Genomic DNA, 20,083 nt, shown 5'->3' with positions numbered 1-20,083 from the left:
GCGCCGCGGCGGTTGTGGCCGAGGCACCAGTCAGCACCCGTTCCCCGGGCGGCGCCGGGCTGGGCGGCGGCGGCGCGCTGCCGCGTAGCCGTAAGTTCGGCGCCGAGCGGGCCTTCCGCGGTCTCACAATGGCCGCCGGCACCGCGGTTCTGGTCATCATCGCCGCCATCGCGATCTTCCTGATCGCCAAGGCGGTGCCGGCCCTGCGCGCCAACACCGAGAACTTCTGGACTTACGAGGGCTGGTCCCCCAACGAGACAGAGCCGAAGTTCGGCATCGGCACCCTTGCCTTCGGCACCGTGCTCAGCGCGGCGCTGGCGCTGCTGATGGCGGTGCCGGTGGCGCTGGGCATCGCGCTCTACCTCTCGCACTACGCACCCCGCCGGTTGGGCACCGCGCTCGGCTTCCTGATCGACCTGCTCGCCGCCGTACCGAGTGTGGTCTTCGGCCTCTGGGGGCGGGACATCTTCATCAACCCGGTCCGCGACTTCTCGGTCTGGCTGAACGAGTACTTTGGCTGGATCCCGATCTTCGGCGGTGACGGGCCTTTCGGTAAGTCGATCATGCTGGGTGCCCTGGTGCTCGCCATCATGGTGCTGCCGATCATCACCTCGCTCTCCCGCGAGGTGTTCCTCCAGACGCCGACCGCCAACGAGGAGGCCGCCCTCGCCCTGGGCGCCACCCGGTGGGAGATGCTCCGCACCGCGGTCCTCCCCTACGGCCGCCCCGGCATCATCGCCGCGGTGATGCTCGGCCTCGGTCGGGCCCTGGGCGAGACCATCGCCCTGGCACTGACCCTCGGCATCACCTTCGGCATCTCGTTCAACCTGATCCAGAACGGCGGCAACACCATCGCCGCCAACATCGCCAACGCGTTCGGCGAGGCGAACGAGACCGGCCGGGGCGCGCTCATCGCCTCCGGCCTGGTGCTGTTCACCATCACGCTGATCGTCAACATCACGGCGCGGGCGATCATCTACCGCCGCCGGGAGTTCACGGAGTCGGCCGCATGACCACAACCGTCACCTCCCACCGCACCCGCCCGCCGGCCCAGCCCGAGTCGCTGCGGGCGAAGCGGCTGCCCGCGTACGCCGCTCCGGTCATCGCCGTGGCGGCCCTGGCGCTCTCCGCCGCGATCGTCTACGGCACCGACATCGGCGGCCCGGTCCTCGTGGTCGCCCTCGCCGCGATCCTCTACCTGGTCGGACTCTTCGCCGCGGCCAACGCGGTCGAGGGGCGCCGGTCGGCTCGTAACCGCACCTGGAGCGCGCTGATCCACTCCGCGTTCGTACTGGCGGTGCTGCCGCTGGTGTCCGTGGTCTGGACGCTGGTCAGCAAGGGTGCCGACCGGCTGGACGTCAACTTCTTCCAGACCTCGATGAACAACATCGGGGCCCGCGACGCCAACGGTGGCGCGTACCACGCCATCGTCGGCACGCTGGAGCAGGTCGGCATCGCCACCCTGATCACCGTGCCGCTCGGCGTCCTCTGCGCGATCTACATCGTCGAGTACGGCCGCGGTAAGTTCGCCTTCGCGATCCGGTTCTTCGTGGACGTGATGACGGGCATCCCGTCGATCGTCTCCGGCCTGTTCGTGTTGGCGTTCTGGGTGTTGGTCGTGTCCCCGTGGTTCAACGACGGCCGACCGAGCTTCTCCGGCTTCGCCGCCGCGCTCGCGCTCAGCGTGCTCATGCTGCCGACCATCGTCCGGTCCACCGAGGAGATGCTCCGCCTCGTCCCGGCGCCACTGCGCGAGGGCGCCTACGCGCTCGGCGTTCCCAAGTGGAAGACCATCCTGCGGGTGGTGGTGCCGACGGCGCTGCCCGGCATCATCACCGGCGTCATGCTGGCCATCGCCCGCGCGGCCGGCGAGACCGCGCCGGTCCTGCTGGTCGCCGGGGGCGGCGCCGCGATCAACACCAACCCATTCGAGAACAACCAGTCGTCGCTGTCCCTCTTCGTCTACCAGCAGGCCGGTGACGCGTCGAAGTACGCACCGGCACGGGCGTGGACCGCGGCACTCACCCTGGTCGCCCTCGTGCTCATCCTGACGATCGCGGCGAAGCTGCTGGCCCGTCGCAACAGGCTCAGCCGATGAACCCCGGAGGTACCACCATGGCCAAGCGCGTCTCCGCCTCGAACGTCACCGCGTACTACGGCGGCTTCAAGGCGATCGAGAACATCAACCTGACGGTCGAGCCGAAGACGGTCACCGCCCTCATCGGGCCGTCCGGTTGCGGCAAGTCGACGTTCCTGCGGTCCATCAACCGGATGCACGAGGTGCTGCCGGGGGCCCGCGTCGAGGGCAGCCTGACCATCGACGACCAGGACATCTACCACCGGGACGTCGACGTCACAGCGGTCCGCCGCACGATCGGCATGGTCTTCCAGCGGCCGAACCCGTTCCCCACCATGAGCATCTTCGAGAACGTGGTGGCCGGGCTGAAGCTCAACGGGGTACGCAAGAAGTCGATCCTGGACGAGGCCGCCGAGAAGGCGCTGCGCTCGGCGAACCTCTGGGACGAGGTCAAGGACCGGCTGGGCAAGCCCGGCGCGGGTCTCTCCGGCGGTCAGCAGCAGCGACTGTGCATCGCCCGGACCATCGCGGTCGAGCCGCAGGTCGTTCTGATGGATGAGCCGTGCTCGGCGCTGGACCCGATCTCCACGCTGGCGATCGAGGACCTGATGTTCCAGCTCAAGGACAAGTTCACGATCATCATCGTGACGCACAACATGCAGCAGGCCGCGCGGGTCTCGGACCGGACCGCCTTCTTCTCCATCGAGAAGACCGGCGACCCGGGCCGCCTGATCGAGTACGACAACACCCAGAAGATCTTCAGCAACCCGAGCGTGAAGAAGACCGAGGACTACATCACCGGCCGCTTCGGCTGAGCCGACCCGACGGCACTCGTCGATCATGGAGTTGTGGTGCCCGACAAGAGCGCGAAGGGCGCTTTTGCCCCCACCACAACTCCATGATCGACGGGATGGGGCGGGGCCGCTCAGCTGAGGACGAAGCGGGGTTCGCCGTTCGGGGGTAGGTCCAGGCGTGGGGTGACCGGGGTAGCGGCATCCCGATCGGCCGCCGCCCGGGCCACTCCGGCCAGGTCGCCGGCCGCCGCCACCTGGGCCAGCGTGACCAGGGTCGGTGGCAGCATGGTCAGCTCGCCGGCCTTCGCGCGGGCCAACGCGTCCGCCGGCCGGATCCACAGGGTGTGGTCGGCCTCGCCGGAGACGTCGCGGGTCCGTTGGCCGGCCGGCAGCAGGGCGACGAAGAAGTACGTGTCGAAGCGGCGCGGCTCGAACTCCGGGGTGATCCACCGGCTCCACGGCAGCAGCAGGTCCGACCGGAGGGTGAGCTGACGGTCGGCGAGCAGGGCGGCAAAGCCCAGCCGGCGAGCCTCCAGGTCCTGGCGGGCCGCCTCCCAGTCGTCGCCACTGACGTCGCCCACCACTGTCGCCGGGTCCGGGCCGGCGAGCAGCACGCCCGCCTCCTCGAAGACCTCCCGCGCGGCGGCGCAGACGACCGCCTGGGCCGCGCCCGGGGCCACCCCGAGCCGCCCGGCCCACTCGTCTGGCGTGGGCCCGGCCCAGTCCAGGTGTGTCTCGGAATCGGAGCGGTCCACCCCGCCGCCGGGGAAGGCGTACATGCCCCCGAAGGTCATGGCGGCGACCCGGCGGATGACATACACCTCGAAGTCGGCGTCGGTCGGACGCAGCAGCAGCACGGTGGCCGCGACCCGGGGCACCGCCGGGGTGCCGCCCTCGGCCTGGAACCGGCGGGCGTGCTCGACCAGGGCGGCCGGGGCGGCGAAGCCGTCACTGTCGATCGTCATGCCGCGAGCCTAGTTCCCCCGGTCGGGCTCCCTGGCCCGGCCGATGCGCCGGTCCAGGGAGCCGCACCGGTCCAGACGTCCTTTGCTCTGCATATGCGGGCGCACCACCTCCGGCCGTGACGTGGTGCATCGGCATAAGCAGAGCAAAGGACGTAGGTGAGGTGGGCGGGGGCGGGCGGGACGGCGAGGCGACCGGGCCTCACCGCGATGTCCGACAGCTGAGCCGGCGGCGAACAGTTCACCCAGCTCGGTTAGCGTTCCGGCATGACTCGTTGGGGCATCCTGGCCACCGGCCACATCGCCAGCCGTTTCGCCGAAGACCTCCGGCTGGTGCCGGACGCCGAGCTGGTCGCGGTTGGTTCCCGTTCCGTGGAGAGCGCGCGGCGTTTCGCCGACACGTACGGCGCGAAGCGCGCGCACGGCTCCTGGGTGGAGCTGGCCGCCGACCCGGAGGTGGACGCGATCTACGTGGCGACCCCGCACTCCGCGCACTACGAGGCGGCGATGACCTGCCTGACCGCCGGGCGGGCGGTGCTGTTGGAGAAGCCGTTCACCCTCGACCTGGCGACCAGCACCGAGTTGGTGGACACCGCCCGCGCCGCCGGGGTCTTCCTGATGGAAGCCATGTGGATGCGGACGAACCCGCTGATCCTGCGGATGGTCGAGCTGGTCGCGGACGGGGCGATCGGCACGGTGAGCGGTGTCCGCGCCGACTTCGGGGTGGCCGGGCCGTTCCCGCCGGACCACCGGATGCGCAACGCGGCACTCGGCGGGGGCGCCCTGCTGGACCTGGGCATCTACCCGATCAGTCTGGCCCACCTGCTGCTCGGGGTGCCGCAGCACATCCGGTCCTGGGCGCAGATCGGCCCGGAGGGCACTGACGAGAACACCGGCATGCTGTTCGGCTACGACACCGGCGCGCTGGCGACGCTGAGCTGCGGCATGGTCGGGGCGACCAACCTGTCCGCCTCGATCACCGGCAGCGCGGGCCGGATCGACCTGCCGGAGCCGTTCTTCCGGCCGGGTTCCCTCACTGTGCACCGGGACGGCGCCGAGCCGGAGACGATCACCGCGGACACGGCGGGCAACGGCTACCAGTACGAGGCGATCGAGGTGCAGCGCTGCCTGGCCGCCGGTCTGACCGAGAGCCCGCTGGTGCCGCACACCACCACCCTGGAGGTGATGGCACTGCTCGACGCGGTGCGCGAGCAGATCGGCGTGCGCTACGAGTGAGGAAAGGAGGCCCCCGGCCGGAGCCGGGGGCCTCCTTCTCGACGGGAACGGTCAGCCGAAGAGCGGCCGGACCAGCAGGTAGGTGACGCAGGCGATCAGCGCGGCGGCCGGGAACGTGATGATCCAGGCGATCACGATGTTGCCGGCGACGTTCCAGCGGACCGCTGACAGCCGCTTGGTCGCGCCCACACCCATGATCGCCGAGGTGATCGTGTGGGTGGTGGAGATGGGCGCCTTGAGCACCAGAGCGTTGAAGTAGAGCACCGCGCTGGCCACCGTCTCGGCCGCGAAGCCCTCCGGCGGCCCGAGGTCGATGATCTTCCGGCCCAGCGTGCGGATGATCCGCCAACCACCGGCGTACGTGCCCAGGGCCAGCATCGTCGCCGACGTCCAGAACACCCAGCCCGGGATGTGCGTCTTGCTCTCCTGGAAACCACCGGTGTACAGCGCCAGCACCACGATGCCCATGGTCTTGGCGGCGTCCTGCATGCCGTGGCCGACGGACATGGCGGCCGCCGAGGCGGTCTGCGCCCACCGGAAGCCCCGGTTGAGCTTGCCCGGCTGCCCCTTCCGGAACAGCCACAGGATGGCGAGCATCAGGAGGTAACCGAGGGTGAGACCGACGATCGGCGAGAGCACCATCGGCAGCAGCACCTTCTCGCCGATGTTGACCCACTGCACGATGCCGCCGGTGGACAGCAGGGTCGCGCCGACCAGACCGCCGAAGAGCGCGTGCGAGGACGACGAGGGCAGACCGAAGTACCAGGTGATCAGGTTCCAGGCGATGGCGCCGAGCACCCCGGCGAAGACCACCCCCAGGCTGCTCACCCCGGTGGGCAGGGTGACCAGGCCGTCGCCGACGGTCTTGGCGACTCCGGCGCCGAAGTGGGCGCCGATGAAGTTGCCGACCGCGGCGAGCCCGAGGGCGATCCGAGGTGTCAGCGCCCGCGTGGAGACGCTTGTCGCGATCGCGTTGGCGGCGTCGTGGAAGCCGTTGGTGTAGTCGAACGCCAGGGCTACCCCGATCACCGCCAGCACGGCGATGAGTTCGGGTGTCACGGTCACAGGATCAGGACTCCTTGACCGCGATGGTCTCGACGGTGTTGGCCACGTGCTCGAAGGCGTCGCAGGCGGCCTCCAACTCGTCGGCGACCTCCTTCATCTTCAGCACCGTCAGCGCGTCGTACTCACCAGAGAAGAGTCGGACGAGCAACTGCCGGTTGATCCGGTCGCCCTCGTTCTCCAGGCGGTTGCACTCGATCCAGTAGTCCTCGAGGTCCTTCATCGACTTCAGCCGGGGCATCGCCTCGGCGGTCAACTTGGCCTGCTGGTCGAGCACGTTGACCATCTCGTGCAGTTCGCGGGGCAGCGCCGGCAGCTCGGTCAGCCCATACAGGTAGAGCAGGTCGCCGACCGCTTCCAGGTGGTCCATCACGTCGTCCAGCAGCGAGCCGAGCCGGTAGATGTCCTCCCGGTCGAACGGGGTGATGAAGGTCGAGTTGATCTTCTTGTACAGGTCGTGGGTGATCTGGTCGCTGTCGTGCTCGACCTCGGTCAGCCGCTCGCTGACCGACTGCACGTCCACGCCGGGCAGGGCCAGCTCGTTGAGCAGCGCGGTGCCCCGGACCAGGTTCTGCGCGGCCCTGGTGAAGAGCTCGTAGAAGGCGCCCTCGGTGGGGCGGAAGGAAAACTTCACAGCACAGACCTCGTCGCGTCGGTGGAAGGGTGGCGGCGCCCGAAGAGCGACCGCTCGGTGAATGCTAGGAAACGGCTGAACCGCGAATTCGCCGGCCCACCCCTGGCCAGGCCTCATTCACCGCTCGTTTACCTACTGTTCATCTCGGCTGTCCCACGCGTACCCGGTCCCCCAGCACACAGCCGTTCCCGCTCCTCGTCCACGTCGAAATCGGCAGCCGGATACCCCAGGTCGAGAGTGTCGAACGTCTCACGGAGCAGGTGGGCCACCGCCCAGTCCCGGTACCACTTACGGTCCGCCGGCACCACGAACCAGGGCGCGGCGTCCGTCCCACACCGACTGAGGGCCTCGGCGTACGCGGCCTGGTAGTCGTCCCAGTGCCCTCGGGAGTCGATGTCGGACGGGTTGTACTTCCAGTGCTTACGCGGGTCGGTGAGGCGTTCCAGCAGGCGCTTGCCCTGCTCCTCGTACGAGATGTGCAACATGACCTTCACCAGGGTCATTCCACCCTCGGCAAGCTCCCGTTCGAACGAGTTGATCGCGTCGTAGCGGGCCCGCCAGGTCGCCTCCGGCACCAGCGACCCGACCCGGGCGATCAACACGTCCTCGTAGTGCGAACGGTTGAACATCCCCACGTACCCCGGCGGAGGCAGCTCGCGACGGATCCGCCAGAGGAAGTCGTGCCGCAACTCCTGGCGGGTCGGCGGCCCGAACGAGCGGATGTGCAGACCCAGCGGGTTCATCGCACCGGCCACCCGCTTGATCGTGCCGTCCTTGCCACCGCAGTCCATCGCCTGGAGCACCAGCAGCACCCGATGCGCCGGCCGCTCCGACCCGGTCTTGGCCATCGCGAAGAGCATCTCCTGCTGCTGGGCCAGCTCACCGCCGACCAGCTCCACCTGCTCTCGCGCCCAGGCCTTGCGGCGCTCGCCGCGCCCCGCCGTCTCCGGAAGGCCGGGCGTGGAACGGGGGTCGATGGCACCGAGGTCCACCGGCGCGGTGACCCGCAGCAACTCCCGCACGGAGCCGCCAGAGGGTGCCACGATCTGCCGTTGCTGGGGTGCGCTCATCCACGGATCATCGCCCACCCGCAGGCCATCCGCCCGCCAAGGGACCCTCCCCGGGACGGCCGCCCGACCGTCCGGGGCTGCCGGTACGTGCGGTTGCCGCGAGGATGTACGCCAGGACGGTGCCGACCGGGAGGATGGTGGGTCGTGCGGGACCTGGCGACGGAGTTCGAGGCCGAACGGGGTCGGCTGCTCGCGGTGGCCCACCGGATGCTGGGCAGCCGCGCCGAGGCGGAGGACGCGGTGCAGGAGACCTGGCTGCGCTGCGCCGCTGCGCTCGCCGACCCGAGCGCCCGCGCCGAGATCCGTGAACTGTCCGCGTGGCTGACCACCACCTGCGCCCGGATCTGTCTGGACGTGCTCCGCTCGGCCCGGGTCCGTCGGGAGGCGTACCCCGGTCAGTGGCTTCCGGAGCCGGTGGTGAGCCCGTTGGGCGGCGGACCGTCCTCGGACGGGTACGCACCCGACCCGGCGGACCGGGCGGTCCGCACCGAGCAGGTCGGTGCGGCGTTGCTGGTGGTGCTGGAGCGACTCGCACCGGAGCAGCGGGTCGCTCTCGTGCTGCACGACGTGTTCGCGGTGCCGTTCGCCCGGGTCGCCGAGGTGCTCGGCACCACCGAGGTGTCGGCCCGACAGCTCGCCTCCCGGGCACGCCGGGCGGTCACCGCGCCGGACGTCCCCCGGCACACCGCCGGCCTGGCCGAGCAGCGTCGGGTGCTCCAAGCGTTCGTCGTCGCGACCGAGTCCGGCGAGTTGGACCAGTTGCTCAGGGTGCTCGCCCCGGACGTGGTGTTCGTCGGCGACTCCGGCGGGCACTTCCCGGCGGCACGGCGGCCGGTGCTCGGCGCGGACGCCGTCGGCCGTCTCACGCTCGGTCTGTTCGGCCGGACCGGCCGGTACGCCCAACGCGTCCGGTCCCGGCCGGTGCTGGTCGACGGCGTACTCGGCCTCCAGATGGAGACGACGCACAGCGACGGCCGGCCCATCCGCCTGGTCACCGCGTTCGCGGTGCACGAGGGGCGGATCACCGCCATCTACAACCAGCTCAATCCGGAGAAGCTCGCCGCTCTGGTGCCGTTGGGCGACGACGACACCTGGCCGCCGCGCTGGTGAACCGACCCCGCCGTGGGCGGTGTCAGACCACGAGAGCCAACCACTTGCGGTACGCGCCGGCGAACGGCTCGGTGCCGTCGCCGAGGGCCCCGAACAGCCGCTGGGCGGCTGCCTCGGCCTCGGCCACCACGTCGTCCGGGTAACCGAACCGGGCCCGGTGCTCGGCGAACTCGTCCTCGTCGAGCAACTCCACCAGACCGGTGGCCCGACGCCGCACCACGTCCAGGTCCAGGTCGATGAGGTTCACGGTGTCGTCGGATTCCCAGCGGGCCGGGGTGGTGATGTCGCAGTAGACCTCGCTGGTGCGCGGTGGGGGGTTGAACATGGCCGTCCACCAGGCGCGATGGGGCACCAGCAACACGAACGGGATCTTCTCCACCGAAGGCCGGCCGTGGTAGACCGACTCGGTGCCCTCGGGCACGCCGAGCCAGACGCCGAGATCGTCCTCGGTGAGCCGGCGGGCCGGGTAGTCGCGGTGGGCGCTGCCGTCGTACTTGCGGTAGATCACTCGGACCATGTCGCTCGGCATGATTCGCACCCTAACCGATACTGCCCACGCGTCGTAGCGCGGCGGTAACCGGACGGCGCGGACCGACGTGGACCCGGCCGGCCGGCTCCGCGCCACGCGGCGGATGGGCGCAGCCGGTGTCGGCGGCGACGGGTACCGTCGCACGGTGACTCCGCCCCGCACCGCCACCGGTTCCGCCACCCCGTCGGCCCGTGCCAAGGGCCGGCGGCGGGTGCCCGACCCAGCGGCACGGAGCTGCTGGCGGCGGCGGTCGGCGCGGTGCCCGGCGGCGCGGAACGTCCCGGGCAGCTGCAGATGACCACGGCGATCGAGGAGTGCGTGGCCGGCGGCGAGCACCTTCTCGTGCAGGCGGGCACCGGCACCGGCAAGTCGCTGGCCTACCTCGCACCGGCGCTGACCGTGGACGGCCCGGTGGTGGTCTCCACCGCCACTCTGGCGTTGCAGTCCCAGCTCGTCGACCACGACCTGCCCCGACTGGCCGACGCGGTCGAGCCGGTGCTCGGGCGTCGCCCCACCTTCGCGGTGCTCAAGGGCCGGCACCACTACCTGTGCCTCGCCCGACTCGACAACTCCACCGAGGAGGAGCCGGAGGACACCCTCTTCGACGCCCCTGCGGCTCGCCCCGGCGGCGGGACGAAGTGGCTCGGCGAGGCGGGCCGGCTGGGCAAGCAGATCGAGCGGCTACGCGACTGGGCCGAAAAGACCGCCACCGGCGACCGCGACGAGCTGGACCCGGGCGTGGACGACCAGGCCTGGCGGCTGGTGTCGATGCCCGCCCGGGAGTGCGTCGGTGCGAGCCGCTGCCCGTTCGGGCAGGAGTGCTTCGCCGAGGCGTCCCGGGCCCGGGCCCGTGAGGCGGACATCGTGGTGACCAACCACAGCCTGCTCGCTGTCGACATGCTCGCCGACCGGCACATCGTTCCGCCGCACAAGCTGCTCATCGTCGACGAGGCGCACGAGCTGGCCGACCGGGTCTCCTCCGCGGCCCAGGCGGAGCTGGTGCCGGAGCTGATCGACCGCACCACCCGCCGGGCTCGCACACTGCTGCGGCCGGAGACCGCCGAAGCGCTCACCGCGGCCGGCGACGCCCTCGCGGTGGGGCTGGCCGAGGCACCGGCCGGGCGCATCACCGCCGGGCTGCCCACACCCTTGCGGGAGGCGTGCACGCTGCTCGACGCGGCGACCCGCTCCGCCCTGGACGCCATCGGCGACATCAAGTCCGACGACCCCGACCCGGTCCGCAAGCAGCAGGCCAAGGCCGCGCTGGACGAACTCTCCACCACCGCGCAGCGGCTGCTGGAGGAGGGCGACCACGATGTGGCCTGGGTCGAGAAGAACGACAGCGGCAGCCGCCGGGCCCTGGTGGTCGCGCCGCTCTCGGTGGCCGGCACCCTCGCCACCCACCTGTACGACGAGCGCACCGTCGTCGCCACCTCGGCGACCCTGGCGCTGGGCGGCCGGTTCGACACGGTGGCCCGCGCCCTCGGGCTGGACGCTCCCCCACCCGCGCCGCCGTCCCCCGCGTCGGCCGCGCTGGCTGCCCGCACCGGCCCAGGTCGTCCGGTGGCCGAGACGCCGGGCCGTCGACTGGCCGGAGACGTGCCCCCCAGTGCCGTCGTACCGGCCACCGAGGGCCCCGGGTGGCGGTCACTCGACGTCGGCTCGCCGTTCGACTACGCCCGGCAGGGCATCCTGTACGTCGCCGCGCACCTGCCCCGCCCCAGCGTCTCCGGGCTGCCCGAGGCTGCCGGAGAGGAGTTGCTCGGGCTGGTCGGAGCACTCGGTGGTCGTACCCTCGGGCTCTTCTCCTCCCGGCGGGCCGCGCAGCAGGCCGCGGAGCTGCTGCGGGCGCGGACCGACCTGCCTGTGCTGTTGCAGGGCGAGGAGGCCCTGCCGTTGCTGGTCCGCCGGTTCCGTGAGGAGCGCGCCAGCTGCCTGTTCGGTGTGATGTCGCTGTGGCAGGGCGTGGACGTGCCGGGTGATGCGTGTCAGCTCGTCGTCATCGACCGGCTGCCCTTCCCGCGCCCGGACGAGCCGCTGGCGGCGGCCCGCGCAGCTGCCGTGGACGCGGGCGGCGGCTCCGGCTTCGCCGCGGTCAGCGTGCCGATCGCGGCGGTGCGGCTGGCTCAGGGTGTGGGCCGGCTGATCCGCGCGACCGGCGACAAGGGCGTGGTCGCGGTGCTCGACTCCCGGTTGGAGACGGCTCGCGGTTACGGGCCGTTCCTGCGGCGGTCGCTGCCCCCGTTCTGGTATACGACGCGCCCTGAGGTGGCTCGCGGCGCCCTGGAACGCCTCGCCGGCACGCCCTAGCCCTAGGGGGCCTGGGCGGCGACGACCACGGCGTCTGGTGGGGTGTCCGGGACCCTTCGGGCGGCGAGCCGACGGACGGCGGTGTTCAGCACTGCGATCAGCGGCACGGAGACCAGCGCGCCGGTGATGCCGGCGAGTACGACACCTGCGGCGATACCGATGATCACCGCGAGCGGGTGGAGGGCGACCGCCCGTCCCATGATCAGCGGCTGGAGCACGTGCCCCTCGATCTGCTGCACACCGATCACCGCACCCAGGATGATCAACGCGGTGACCGGGCCGCTGTCGACGAGTGCGACGAGCACCGCGACGCCGCCGGACAGCGCCGCACCGACGATCGGGATGAACGCGCCGAGGAAGACCAGCGCGGCCAGCGGGAAGGCGAACGGGATGTCGAAGATGACCAGGAAGATGCCGATGCCGACCGCGTCGATGAAAGCGACCAGGACGGTCGCGCGGACGTAGGCGACAAGCGTCTGCCAGGAGGCCCGGCCCGCGTCGTCGACCTTCCACCGGGCGGCCACCGGCAGCAGCCGGACCAGGAAGCGCCAGATCCGGTTGCCGTCGCGCAGGAAGAAGAACGTCGCGAAGAGCACGAGCAGCGTGCCGGTCAGCACCTCGGCCAGCGTCGCCGCGGTGCTCAGGGCGCCGCTGGTGAACTTCGAGGTGTTGTTGTTGATCCAGCCCTGCGCCTCGTCGATGTAGCGGTCGAGCTGGGTGTCGGAGAGGTGCAACGGGCCCGTCTTCAGCCAGTTCTGGATCTGCCGGACGCCCTCCGAGGACTTCTCGCTCAGCTCCGGTACGCCGCGAATGAACTCGTTGACCACGAGGGTCAGCGTGCCGATCACCGCGGCCAGGCCGCCGACCAGCACCACCGCCGTCGCCAGCGACCGGGGGAACCGGGCCCGCAGCAGCCAGCCCACCGCCGGCGCGAGCAGCGCGGAGAGCAGCAGCGCGATGGCCAACGGAATGATCACGATCTTGATCGTGCCGACGATCCGGAGCAGGGCCCAGGCCACCACACCGATCACGATCAGGCGCCAGCACCACGCGGCAGCGATCCGTAGCCCGTGCGGGACGTCCGCGTCATCCCGGCTCGAGGTCGAACTGTGCAGGTCCACAGGAGGTTCAGCCCCGTAGACCGAGGCATTCGGCGGCGCGGTCGGCCCCGGTACGGCCGGGGACGCCACCCGGGCGCCCGCCGACACGTCGCTCAACTCCTCGCTCGATGTGCCCTCGTCGGCACGAGCCGACTCCTGTCGCGACTGGTAGGCGCGGCGAAGCCGCCCGCGTACCCGCTCGAAGCGGCTCAAGCGCACCTCCTGGCAGAAGAGACCGGTCCACCCACGGCGACAGGTCGGACAGCATACGTCCGTTGCCGACACCGTAGGGCAGTTCCGCCACACAGTGCCCCCGCCACCACCGGCGTAACCACCGGCGGCGCGCCGTCGGCCACACGGTAGCGTCTGCGGCGTGACCGCCGACAACGATCTCGACGCCGGCCTGCCGATCCGTCTGCTGCACGACCGGGTGCTGGTGCGGATGGAGGGCAGCGAAGGCGAACGTCGCTCCACCGCCGGCATCGTCATCCCGGCGACCGCCGCGGTCGGCAAACGCCTCGCCTGGGCCACCGCCGTGGGCGTGGGCCCGAACGTGCGGGCCATCGTCTCCGGCGACCGGGTGCTCTTCGACCCGGACGACCGTTCCGAGGTCGAGCTGCACGGCTGCGGGTACGTGCTGCTGCGCGAGCGCGACGTGCACGCCGTGGCCGCCGAGCGGATCGAGAACGACCCGACCGGCCTCTACCTCTGACCCACCCTCCCCCTGCCGCGCACCGTTTGCCCGGCCGCACGACGGGAAGCCATCCGGCGACCGTGGCCCTGGGGAGGGACGATGCCGGTATTCGTGAAGAAGCTGCTGACCTGGGGCAGCGTCGCGTTCCTGATCTACTTCATGGCCTTCCGGCCGGACGGTGCCGCCCAGATGTTCCGGGCGATCGGAGCCGCGTTGATCGCGATGTTCCAGGGGTTCGGTGACTTCCTCACCTCGCTGATGACCTGAGCCGCCAGCGGAGGCCAGCGGCCGTCAGTGGTGGCCCGGGTGCCACGGCGCGGGCGGGCGCAGGCCGGGCCAGCCGGGTGGGGCGTACCCGACCGGGGGCGGTGCGGGGGCCAACACCACCGGAATCGGCACCACCGGCTCGTCCGGCGCGTCCACCGGGCGCTGGGTGCCGTCCGGGAAGCGCAGGTGGTAGCGGCTGCCGTCCCAGAGCCCGGCCGGGGCCTGCGGATCCCGACCGACGAAGACCGACCGGTACGCGCTGATCGCGTCCAGCAGTTCCCGCTCCTCCCGTGCGGTCCGTTCCTGGTCGGCGGCCTTCCGGTCCAGGCCGCGCAGGGTGCCGTCGCGCAGCAGGGCCAGGCGGGTGGCGGCGGACTGGTAACCGCGCATCGCCCGGACCCCGGCGTCACCGGCCACCCGCCGCGCCCAACTGCGGGCCGCGTGCCGTCGCCCCAGGCTGCTCAACGCGGCCACCTCGGGCGGGCTCAGCCAGCCGGCGCGTACGTAGTCCGGCAGGACGCGCTCGGTGAGCCGCCCCTCCCAGGCGCGCAGCCACACCGCCAGTCCCACAGTGCCGAAGAAGACGGGCACCATCAGGCCCAGGAAGCCGTACAGCATGATCACGGCCTCGCCGGTGGCCTGGGTCAGCGTGGGCAGCAGGTTCCACGTGCCGTGCAACATCATCGCCAGCAGCAGGCCGGCGATCGGGGCGAGCACCCGCACCCGCCGGTCCGCCGTCCGCGCGGCGATGCCCAGGCCGAAACCCGTCATCGAGGTGAAGAGCGGATGGGCGAACCCGAACAGCAGGATCCGCAGGATGAAGATCGCGATGACCTGCTGGATGCCGGTGGCGGGGCCATACCTGTCGACACCGGACGCGTAGCCCAACCCGCCCAGGTAGAGGATGTTCTCCACCATGGCGAAACCGACCGCCGACAGCCCGCAGTAGACCAGGCCGTCGGTGATCCCGGACCACTCGCGGCGGCGGAACACCAGCAGCAGGATCGGGCCGAGCGCCTTCGTCGACTCCTCGATGAACGGCGCCACCAGCACTCCGGTGAGCGCGGACGGCAGACCCCAGTCGGCAAAGCGGTTGGCGGCGAAGTCGTTCACCGTCAGCGAGGCGGCGGTGGAGACAAACGCGCCCCAGGCGAAGCAGAAGATCAGGTATTTCAGCGGCTCGGGTTCGTACCGGTCCAGCCAGAGGAAACAGGCGACCAGCACCGGCACCGGCAGGATGGCGGCGGCCACCCCGATGAGCAGGGCCTGCGCGCCGAGCGACTGGCCGAGCGTGAAGACCATGAACACCGCGCAGGCGGCGATGAGCAGCACCACGCCGGCCAGCGCCAGGAACCGCCGCCAGCCCAGTCGGCGCCTCGGCATCTGGGGGGCCTCGCCGACGGACGGGGCCGTGGATGCGGGCGGCGACGGCAGGGGTGAACCGGGCGGGGTGTCGGCCATGCGGTCAGCGTAGCCATCCGCCGCCGGCTGGTCCGGTCGCATCGGTAGCCGCTATGCTGCCGGCAGGTCACGAGTGCCAGCGCGAAGCCCCGGCTTGCTGGCCGGCAACCCTCGTCGAGTTCGCGGTGGGGTGCCCCGGGTGATGACCGGGCCCAGCCCGATCGGTGTGCTGGGCAAGCGCGGACCCCGTCCCGACAGTGCACCCGGGGTCCCTGACCCCGGAGGTTCCGGCGTGCCCGTCACCCTTCTCCCCTCGCTGCCCACCCGCTTCGACGCCGCACCCGAGCCGATCGCGCCCGAGCCGGCCTCGTCGGGGCCGCTCGACGTCCTCGGCGTACCGGGCGAGATCAACCTGGACTACGCCGCCAGCGCGCCGTGCGCGCGGGCCGCCGCCGACGCGGTGGCCGAGCTGCTGCCCTGGTACGCGAGCGTCCACCGTGGGGCGGGAGCGTTGCCCCGACGCTGCACCCTCGCGTACGAGCAGGCCCGACAGACGGTCGGGGACTTCTTCGGCGCCCGAGCCGACGATCACGTGATCTTCACCCGCAACACGACCGACGCGCTCAACCTGCTGGCACGGGCCCTGCCGGCCGGCACGACTGTGGTCACCTTCGCCGGTGAACACCACGCCAACCTGCTGCCCTGGCCGCGCGGCTCGGTGCGGCTGCCGGTGCCCACCGACCCGGACGCTGCGGTACGCGACCTCGCCGCCGCCCTGACCGAACTGCGCCGGGGCAGCAACCCGGCGCTGCCGGTGCTGGTCGCGGTGACCGGTGCGAGCAACGTGACCGGGGAACTGTGGCCGGTCACCGAGCTGGCCCGGGTGGCCCACCGGCATGGCGCCCGGATCGTGCTGGACGCCGCGCAACTCGCCCCGCACGCCCCGGTCGACCTGCTCGCGTTGGACGTCGACTACCTGGCGGTGTCCGGCCACAAGCTGTACGCGCCGTTCGGTGCGGGTGTGCTGATCGGCCGGGCGGACTGGCTGGACGCCGCACCGCCGTACCTGGCCGGCGGCGGTGCCACCAGCCACGTCGGACCGGCGACCCACGACGTGAACTGGGCGACCGGGCCGGCACGGCACGAGGGCGGCACCCCGAACCTGCTCGGCGCGGTGGCGCTGGCGGCCGTGTGTACGGCGCTCGACGACGCCGACCGTGCCGCGCTGGCCGCCCACGAGCAGGCGCTGCTGACCCGACTGCGGACCGGCATCGCCGCTCTGCCGCACGTCGTGGAGCTGCGCACCTTCGGCCCGGACGCGCCCCGCGTCGGGATCGTCTCGTTCGTGGTCGTCGGCTGGGACTCCAGCGACGTGGCCGCACGGTTGGCCGCCGAACACCACATCGGCGTACGCGACGGGTTGTTCTGCGCCCACCCGCTGGCGCGACGTCTGCTCAGCGAGGCGGCGGGGCGTACTGGCCGACGGGACCTGCCGCCCACGGCGCTGCGGGCCAGCATCGGCCTGGGCACCACCGAGGCGCAGGTGGACAAGCTGCTCGCCGCGCTCGCCGACCTGGGGTGAGGGCTCAGCCGACGGGTGGGGCGGTGGGCGGTTTCGGCGTCTCGTCGGGTTTGGCCGGCTCGGCGACCGGCCGCTCCTGCTCCCCGAAGGCGGTGCGGATCCACCGGTTCGCCTCCTCCTGCTCGATCCCGGAGGCCACCAGCAGGTCGCTCGCTGTGGTGCGGATCTGGGCGACCACCACGCTGCCGGAGAAGCCGACGCCGGCCCCGTACGCCCGGCCGGCCTCGCTGACCGCCCGCAGGGACCGCTCCCGGGCCTTCTCCGGCTCCTCCCCGGCAGCGAACTCGTGCTTGAGCAGCCGGACCGACTCGGCGAGGTGACCGACCGCGTCCGGCATCGATTCGGGCACCGGCTCCTCGTCCTCGATGAGGGTCACCGATCGGCGGATCAGGGTGCCGCTGTTGCGCATCGCCCGGTCGATCGGGTCGGCCGCCTCCGCGTAGTGGGTCAGTTCATCGCGGCGGTGCCAGCGGGCCGGGGAGAGGGTGGCGGTCTCCTTCGCGCCCTCGATCGCCTCGCCCAACGTGGCCAACTCCTCCTTGTTGTCGCGCAGCCGCTCCAGTGCGCCCTGGATGGTGGCCCGATCCCGACTGCGCAGCCCGTCGGCGGTGGCGTCGAGTTGGGTGGCGAGCAGGTCCAGGGCGGGTCGGGCGGCGCGGTTGATCACTCGAAGCGGGTTCAGCGGTAGCAGCACCGCCGTGACCAGCAGCGCGATCCCACCGCCGAGGAACGCGTCGACGAAGCGGGGGATCTCCAGGTTCTGGGTCGACGGGCTCAGTGTCACGATCAGCACCGCCGTGGCCGCAGCCTGGATGACGATGGCCACGCTCGCCCCGGCGAAAATGGTGAGCAGGATCGCGACAGTGACCACCAGGCCGAGTTGCCAGGCCCCGGTGCCGAGCAGGTAGATCAAGAGGTCGCCGACGGCCACCCCGACCCCCACCCCGACGATCAACTCGATGGTCCGGCGGAACCGCTGGCCCACCGACGCGGCGAGGGTGCCGACGGCAGAGATCGGCGCGAAGACCGGTTGCGGGTTGCCGAGCACCTTGTGCGAGATCAGGTACGCGAGCCCGGCGGCCAGCCCGGCCTGTACGGCGAGCCCGCCGGCCATCCGTACCCGGTGCAGACGGTCGTGCAGGGTGGCCCGGCTGCGATGGCGCAGTTGCTCGGTCGCCTCGGCGATCCGGGCACCGTCGATGTCCACCAGCCCGTCACGCAGCGCGGTACGTCGCACCATCGGCTGTCGCTTGTCCCGGGCCACGGCCATGGGCGCGACTACCCGTGGTGGGCGCGCTGAATCCTCCCTTCCCGCGCCTGGCGGGCGGATGCGGCAGACTCGGGCGGTGGTTGATCTGCTGCATCGGTGGCGAATCGCGGTCCGGGGTGTCGGCGCGGGCCCGGACGCGACGTCGGCGAGGGCTGGGGAGCAGTTGCTCGACCGGTGGCGGGAGCCGCACCGGCACTATCACACAGTGGCCCACCTGACGGCGGTGCTCGACGTGGTGGACGAGCACGCCGACCTCGCCGGCCAGGTCGACCTGGTGCGGCTGGCGGCCTGGTTCCACGACGCCGTCTACGACCCGCGAGCCGCCGGTCACGACAACGAGCACGACAGTGCCGCGGTGGCCGACGAGGTGCTCACCGGGCTCGGGGTGCCGGCGTCCTCCGTCGCCGAGGTTCGCCGGCTGGTGCTGCTCACCGCCGGGCACACTGTGACACCGGGCGACCGGGACGGCGCGCTGCTCTGCGACGCGGACCTCGCCGTGCTGGCCGCGCCGGCGGCCACGTACGAGCGGTACGCGGCGGCGATCCGACGGGAGTACGCCCACGTGCCGGAGCCGGCCTTCCGGGCCGGGCGGGCGGCGGTGTTGACCGGCCTGCTGGCGCTGCCCGCGCTGTTCAAGCTGCCGTCGCTGGCCAGCCGGTGGGAGGAGCCCGCCCGGGACAACGTGCGCCGCGAGCTGGCCGCGCTCAGCGAGGAGTCGGAGGGCGCGGGCTGACCAGGTGCTTCGGGCGACGCAGTCCGGCCGTGCGGAGCAGCCGGACCAGTTCCCGGCTCGGCACCACCTGGGCGCCGAGCCACACCGCCGCCGCGAACCGGTCGGCCGGAATGTCGTAGTGGTCCCGGTCGAAGCCGCGCCGGGGCGCGCCGAGCGTCTCGGCGAAGGCGTGCAGCTCGGCGTACGAGACGTCGCTGATCAAATGCGACCAGAGCCGACCGCGCCACGGCCAGGCAGGCCGGTCCAGGTAGAGCATGATGCCCAAGCTATCCCGTGCAGTCGATCATGTTGATGATCGCGGGCCGGCGACCTAGCCTCGGCTGCATGGCCCCCACCGATCTCCTCGACGACCTGCGCGACGCGCTCGGCGACGACGCCGTGCTCACCGACCCGGACCTGCTGCGGATGCACCAGCGGGACGAGGCCGACCTGTGCGCCGCCGGCACCCCGCTCGTGGTGACCCGCCCGCGCAGCACCGAACAGGTGGTCGCCGTGGTGCGGGCGGCGGCGCGACACGGCGTACCGGTGGTGCCGCAGGGCGCGCGGACCGGGCTGGCCGGCGCGGCCAACGCTGTGGACGGCGCGGTGGTCATCAGCACCGTCGCGATGGACGAGATCCGGGAGATCGACCCGGTGAGCCGGATCGCTGTGGTCCAACCCGGTGTGGTCAACGCGGCGCTCGCCGGGGCGGTCGCCAAGCAGGGGCTCTGGTACCCGCCGGACCCCGGTTCCTGGGAGTCGTCGACGATCGGCGGCAACGTGGCCACCAACGCCGGTGGCATGTGCTGCGTGAAGTACGGCGTGACCACCGAGTACGTCCTCGGCCTGGAGGTGGTGCTCGCCTCCGGTGAGGTGCTGCGCACCGGCCGGCGTACGGCCAAGGGGGTGGCCGGTTACGACCTGACCCGGCTCTTCGTCGGCTCGGAGGGAACCCTTGGCGTGATCACCGAGGTGACCGTGGCGCTGCGACCCGCACCGGCCGACTCGCTGACCCTGGTGGCGGTCTTCCCGTCCACCGCGGCAGCCGGCGCCGCGGTGGCCGAGATCGCGGCTCGTGGCCTCACCCCGAGCCTGTTGGAGCTGCTCGACCAGACCCACCTACGGGCGATCGAGGCTTTCCAGCCGATGGGGTTGCGCACCGACGCGCAGGCGCTGCTGCTGGCCGCGGCGGACACCGGCCCCCTCCAGGAGAGCAAGACGCACAACCCGGCCTCGCAGATCTCGACAACGGCGACGATGCTGCCCCAGGGCA

At 71.8% G+C, this 20,083-nt stretch carries 20 protein-coding genes and 1 riboswitch; of the genes, 11 read left to right on the top strand and 9 right to left on the bottom strand.

Annotation, left to right across the window (positions count from 1 at the left end):
• From pstC to pstB, 3 genes are all read left to right on the top strand, one after another.
• On the top strand, window positions 1–1,013 hold a 1,013-nt coding region (gene pstC / locus ACWCO3_RS14555), incomplete at its 5' end, for a phosphate ABC transporter permease subunit PstC (RefSeq protein ID WP_450010308.1).
• Window positions 1,010–2,098 (top strand): phosphate ABC transporter permease PstA, encoded by a 1,089-nt coding sequence (pstA, locus tag ACWCO3_RS14550; protein ID WP_145778721.1) that lies wholly within the window; start codon window positions 1,010–1,012, stop codon window positions 2,096–2,098. The genes pstC and pstA, both read left to right, overlap by 4 nt.
• Window positions 2,099–2,115: 17 nt before the next feature.
• On the top strand, window positions 2,116–2,892 hold the full coding sequence (gene pstB / locus ACWCO3_RS14545) for a phosphate ABC transporter ATP-binding protein PstB (RefSeq protein ID WP_088987405.1): 777 nt from the start codon (window positions 2,116–2,118) through the stop codon (window positions 2,890–2,892).
• Between the two features lie 110 nt (window positions 2,893–3,002).
• Here the strand turns inward: pstB and ACWCO3_RS14540 are convergent, their stop codons facing one another.
• Entirely contained in the window at window positions 3,003–3,836 is an 834-nt protein-coding gene (locus ACWCO3_RS14540; protein ID WP_145778720.1) for an NUDIX hydrolase, read from the bottom strand.
• 264 nt (window positions 3,837–4,100) lie between these two features.
• Between ACWCO3_RS14540 and ACWCO3_RS14535 the strand changes: the two genes are divergently transcribed.
• Window positions 4,101–5,069 carry a Gfo/Idh/MocA family protein gene (locus ACWCO3_RS14535; protein WP_145778719.1) on the top strand — a complete coding sequence of 323 codons (969 nt, stop codon included), beginning with the start codon at window positions 4,101–4,103 and terminating at the stop codon, window positions 5,067–5,069.
• A 51-nt stretch (window positions 5,070–5,120) separates the two neighbouring features.
• On the opposite strand, the gene ACWCO3_RS14530 is transcribed toward ACWCO3_RS14535, so the two are convergent.
• From ACWCO3_RS14530 to ACWCO3_RS14520, 3 genes are all read right to left on the bottom strand, one after another.
• Entirely contained in the window at window positions 5,121–6,128 is a 1,008-nt protein-coding gene (locus ACWCO3_RS14530) for an inorganic phosphate transporter (RefSeq protein WP_145778718.1), read from the bottom strand.
• A 10-nt stretch (window positions 6,129–6,138) separates the two neighbouring features.
• Window positions 6,139–6,765, bottom strand: a complete 627-nt coding sequence (locus ACWCO3_RS14525) for a DUF47 domain-containing protein (protein ID WP_145778717.1) — start codon at window positions 6,763–6,765, stop codon at window positions 6,139–6,141.
• Between the two features lie 128 nt (window positions 6,766–6,893).
• Entirely contained in the window at window positions 6,894–7,835 is a 942-nt protein-coding gene (locus ACWCO3_RS14520; protein ID WP_145778716.1) for a PPK2 family polyphosphate kinase, read from the bottom strand.
• Window positions 7,836–7,979: 144 nt separating this feature from the next.
• Here ACWCO3_RS14520 and sigJ point away from each other — a divergent pair, with 144 nt between their 5' ends.
• Entirely contained in the window at window positions 7,980–8,945 is a 966-nt protein-coding gene (gene sigJ, locus ACWCO3_RS14515; protein ID WP_145778715.1) for an RNA polymerase sigma factor SigJ, read from the top strand.
• A 22-nt stretch (window positions 8,946–8,967) separates the two neighbouring features.
• Here sigJ and ACWCO3_RS14510 read toward each other — a convergent pair whose 3' ends face one another.
• Entirely contained in the window at window positions 8,968–9,474 is a 507-nt protein-coding gene (locus ACWCO3_RS14510) for a DUF402 domain-containing protein (RefSeq protein ID WP_145778714.1), read from the bottom strand.
• Between the two features lie 294 nt (window positions 9,475–9,768).
• Here ACWCO3_RS14510 and ACWCO3_RS14505 point away from each other — a divergent pair, with 294 nt between their 5' ends.
• Complete coding sequence (locus ACWCO3_RS14505) at window positions 9,769–11,784, top strand: ATP-dependent DNA helicase (RefSeq protein WP_450010303.1); 2,016 nt, start codon at window positions 9,769–9,771, stop codon at window positions 11,782–11,784.
• A 2-nt stretch (window positions 11,785–11,786) separates the two neighbouring features.
• Here ACWCO3_RS14505 and ACWCO3_RS14500 read toward each other — a convergent pair whose 3' ends face one another.
• Entirely contained in the window at window positions 11,787–13,097 is a 1,311-nt protein-coding gene (locus ACWCO3_RS14500; protein ID WP_357935597.1) for an AI-2E family transporter, read from the bottom strand.
• A 160-nt stretch (window positions 13,098–13,257) separates the two neighbouring features.
• On the opposite strand from ACWCO3_RS14500, the gene ACWCO3_RS14495 reads away from it, so the two are divergent.
• Window positions 13,258–13,596 (top strand): GroES family chaperonin, encoded by a 339-nt coding sequence (locus ACWCO3_RS14495; protein WP_450010300.1) that lies wholly within the window; start codon window positions 13,258–13,260, stop codon window positions 13,594–13,596.
• A gap of 81 nt (window positions 13,597–13,677) precedes the next feature.
• A complete protein-coding gene (locus tag ACWCO3_RS14490; protein WP_167524757.1) occupies window positions 13,678–13,845 on the top strand; it encodes a hypothetical protein in 168 nt (55 codons plus the stop codon).
• 24 nt (window positions 13,846–13,869) lie between these two features.
• Here ACWCO3_RS14490 and ACWCO3_RS14485 read toward each other — a convergent pair whose 3' ends face one another.
• Window positions 13,870–15,348 (bottom strand): PrsW family intramembrane metalloprotease, encoded by a 1,479-nt coding sequence (locus ACWCO3_RS14485; protein ID WP_450010298.1) that lies wholly within the window; start codon window positions 15,346–15,348, stop codon window positions 13,870–13,872.
• 23 nt (window positions 15,349–15,371) lie between these two features.
• A riboswitch (SAM riboswitch) is annotated at window positions 15,372–15,492 on the top strand.
• Between the two features lie 46 nt (window positions 15,493–15,538).
• Here ACWCO3_RS14485 and ACWCO3_RS14480 point away from each other — a divergent pair.
• Window positions 15,539–16,828 (top strand): aminotransferase class V-fold PLP-dependent enzyme, encoded by a 1,290-nt coding sequence (locus tag ACWCO3_RS14480; protein ID WP_450010296.1) that lies wholly within the window; start codon window positions 15,539–15,541, stop codon window positions 16,826–16,828.
• Window positions 16,829–16,832: 4 nt separating this feature from the next.
• Here ACWCO3_RS14480 and ACWCO3_RS14475 read toward each other — a convergent pair whose 3' ends face one another.
• The gene (locus tag ACWCO3_RS14475; protein WP_145778708.1) at window positions 16,833–18,068 is read right to left on the bottom strand and encodes an FUSC family protein; all 1,236 of its coding nucleotides are present in this window, start codon (window positions 18,066–18,068) and stop codon (window positions 16,833–16,835) included.
• A 106-nt stretch (window positions 18,069–18,174) separates the two neighbouring features.
• Between ACWCO3_RS14475 and ACWCO3_RS14470 the strand changes: the two genes are divergently transcribed.
• On the top strand, window positions 18,175–18,831 hold the full coding sequence (locus tag ACWCO3_RS14470) for an HD domain-containing protein (protein WP_450010293.1): 657 nt from the start codon (window positions 18,175–18,177) through the stop codon (window positions 18,829–18,831).
• On the opposite strand, the gene ACWCO3_RS14465 is transcribed toward ACWCO3_RS14470, so the two are convergent.
• Window positions 18,803–19,087, bottom strand: coding sequence for a DUF4031 domain-containing protein (locus ACWCO3_RS14465; protein ID WP_145778706.1), 285 nt, complete (start codon window positions 19,085–19,087; stop codon window positions 18,803–18,805). The two genes, ACWCO3_RS14470 and ACWCO3_RS14465, sit on opposite strands and share 29 nt — an antisense overlap.
• 68 nt (window positions 19,088–19,155) lie before the next feature.
• Between ACWCO3_RS14465 and ACWCO3_RS14460 the strand changes: the two genes are divergently transcribed.
• A partial coding sequence (locus ACWCO3_RS14460) for an FAD-binding oxidoreductase (RefSeq protein ID WP_450010291.1) occupies window positions 19,156–20,083 on the top strand: 928 nt, incomplete at its 3' end.

It is taken from the genome of Micromonospora sp. NPDC002411, from assembly GCF_053592955.1.
This window is presented reverse-complemented; position numbering and strand designations above follow the sequence as displayed.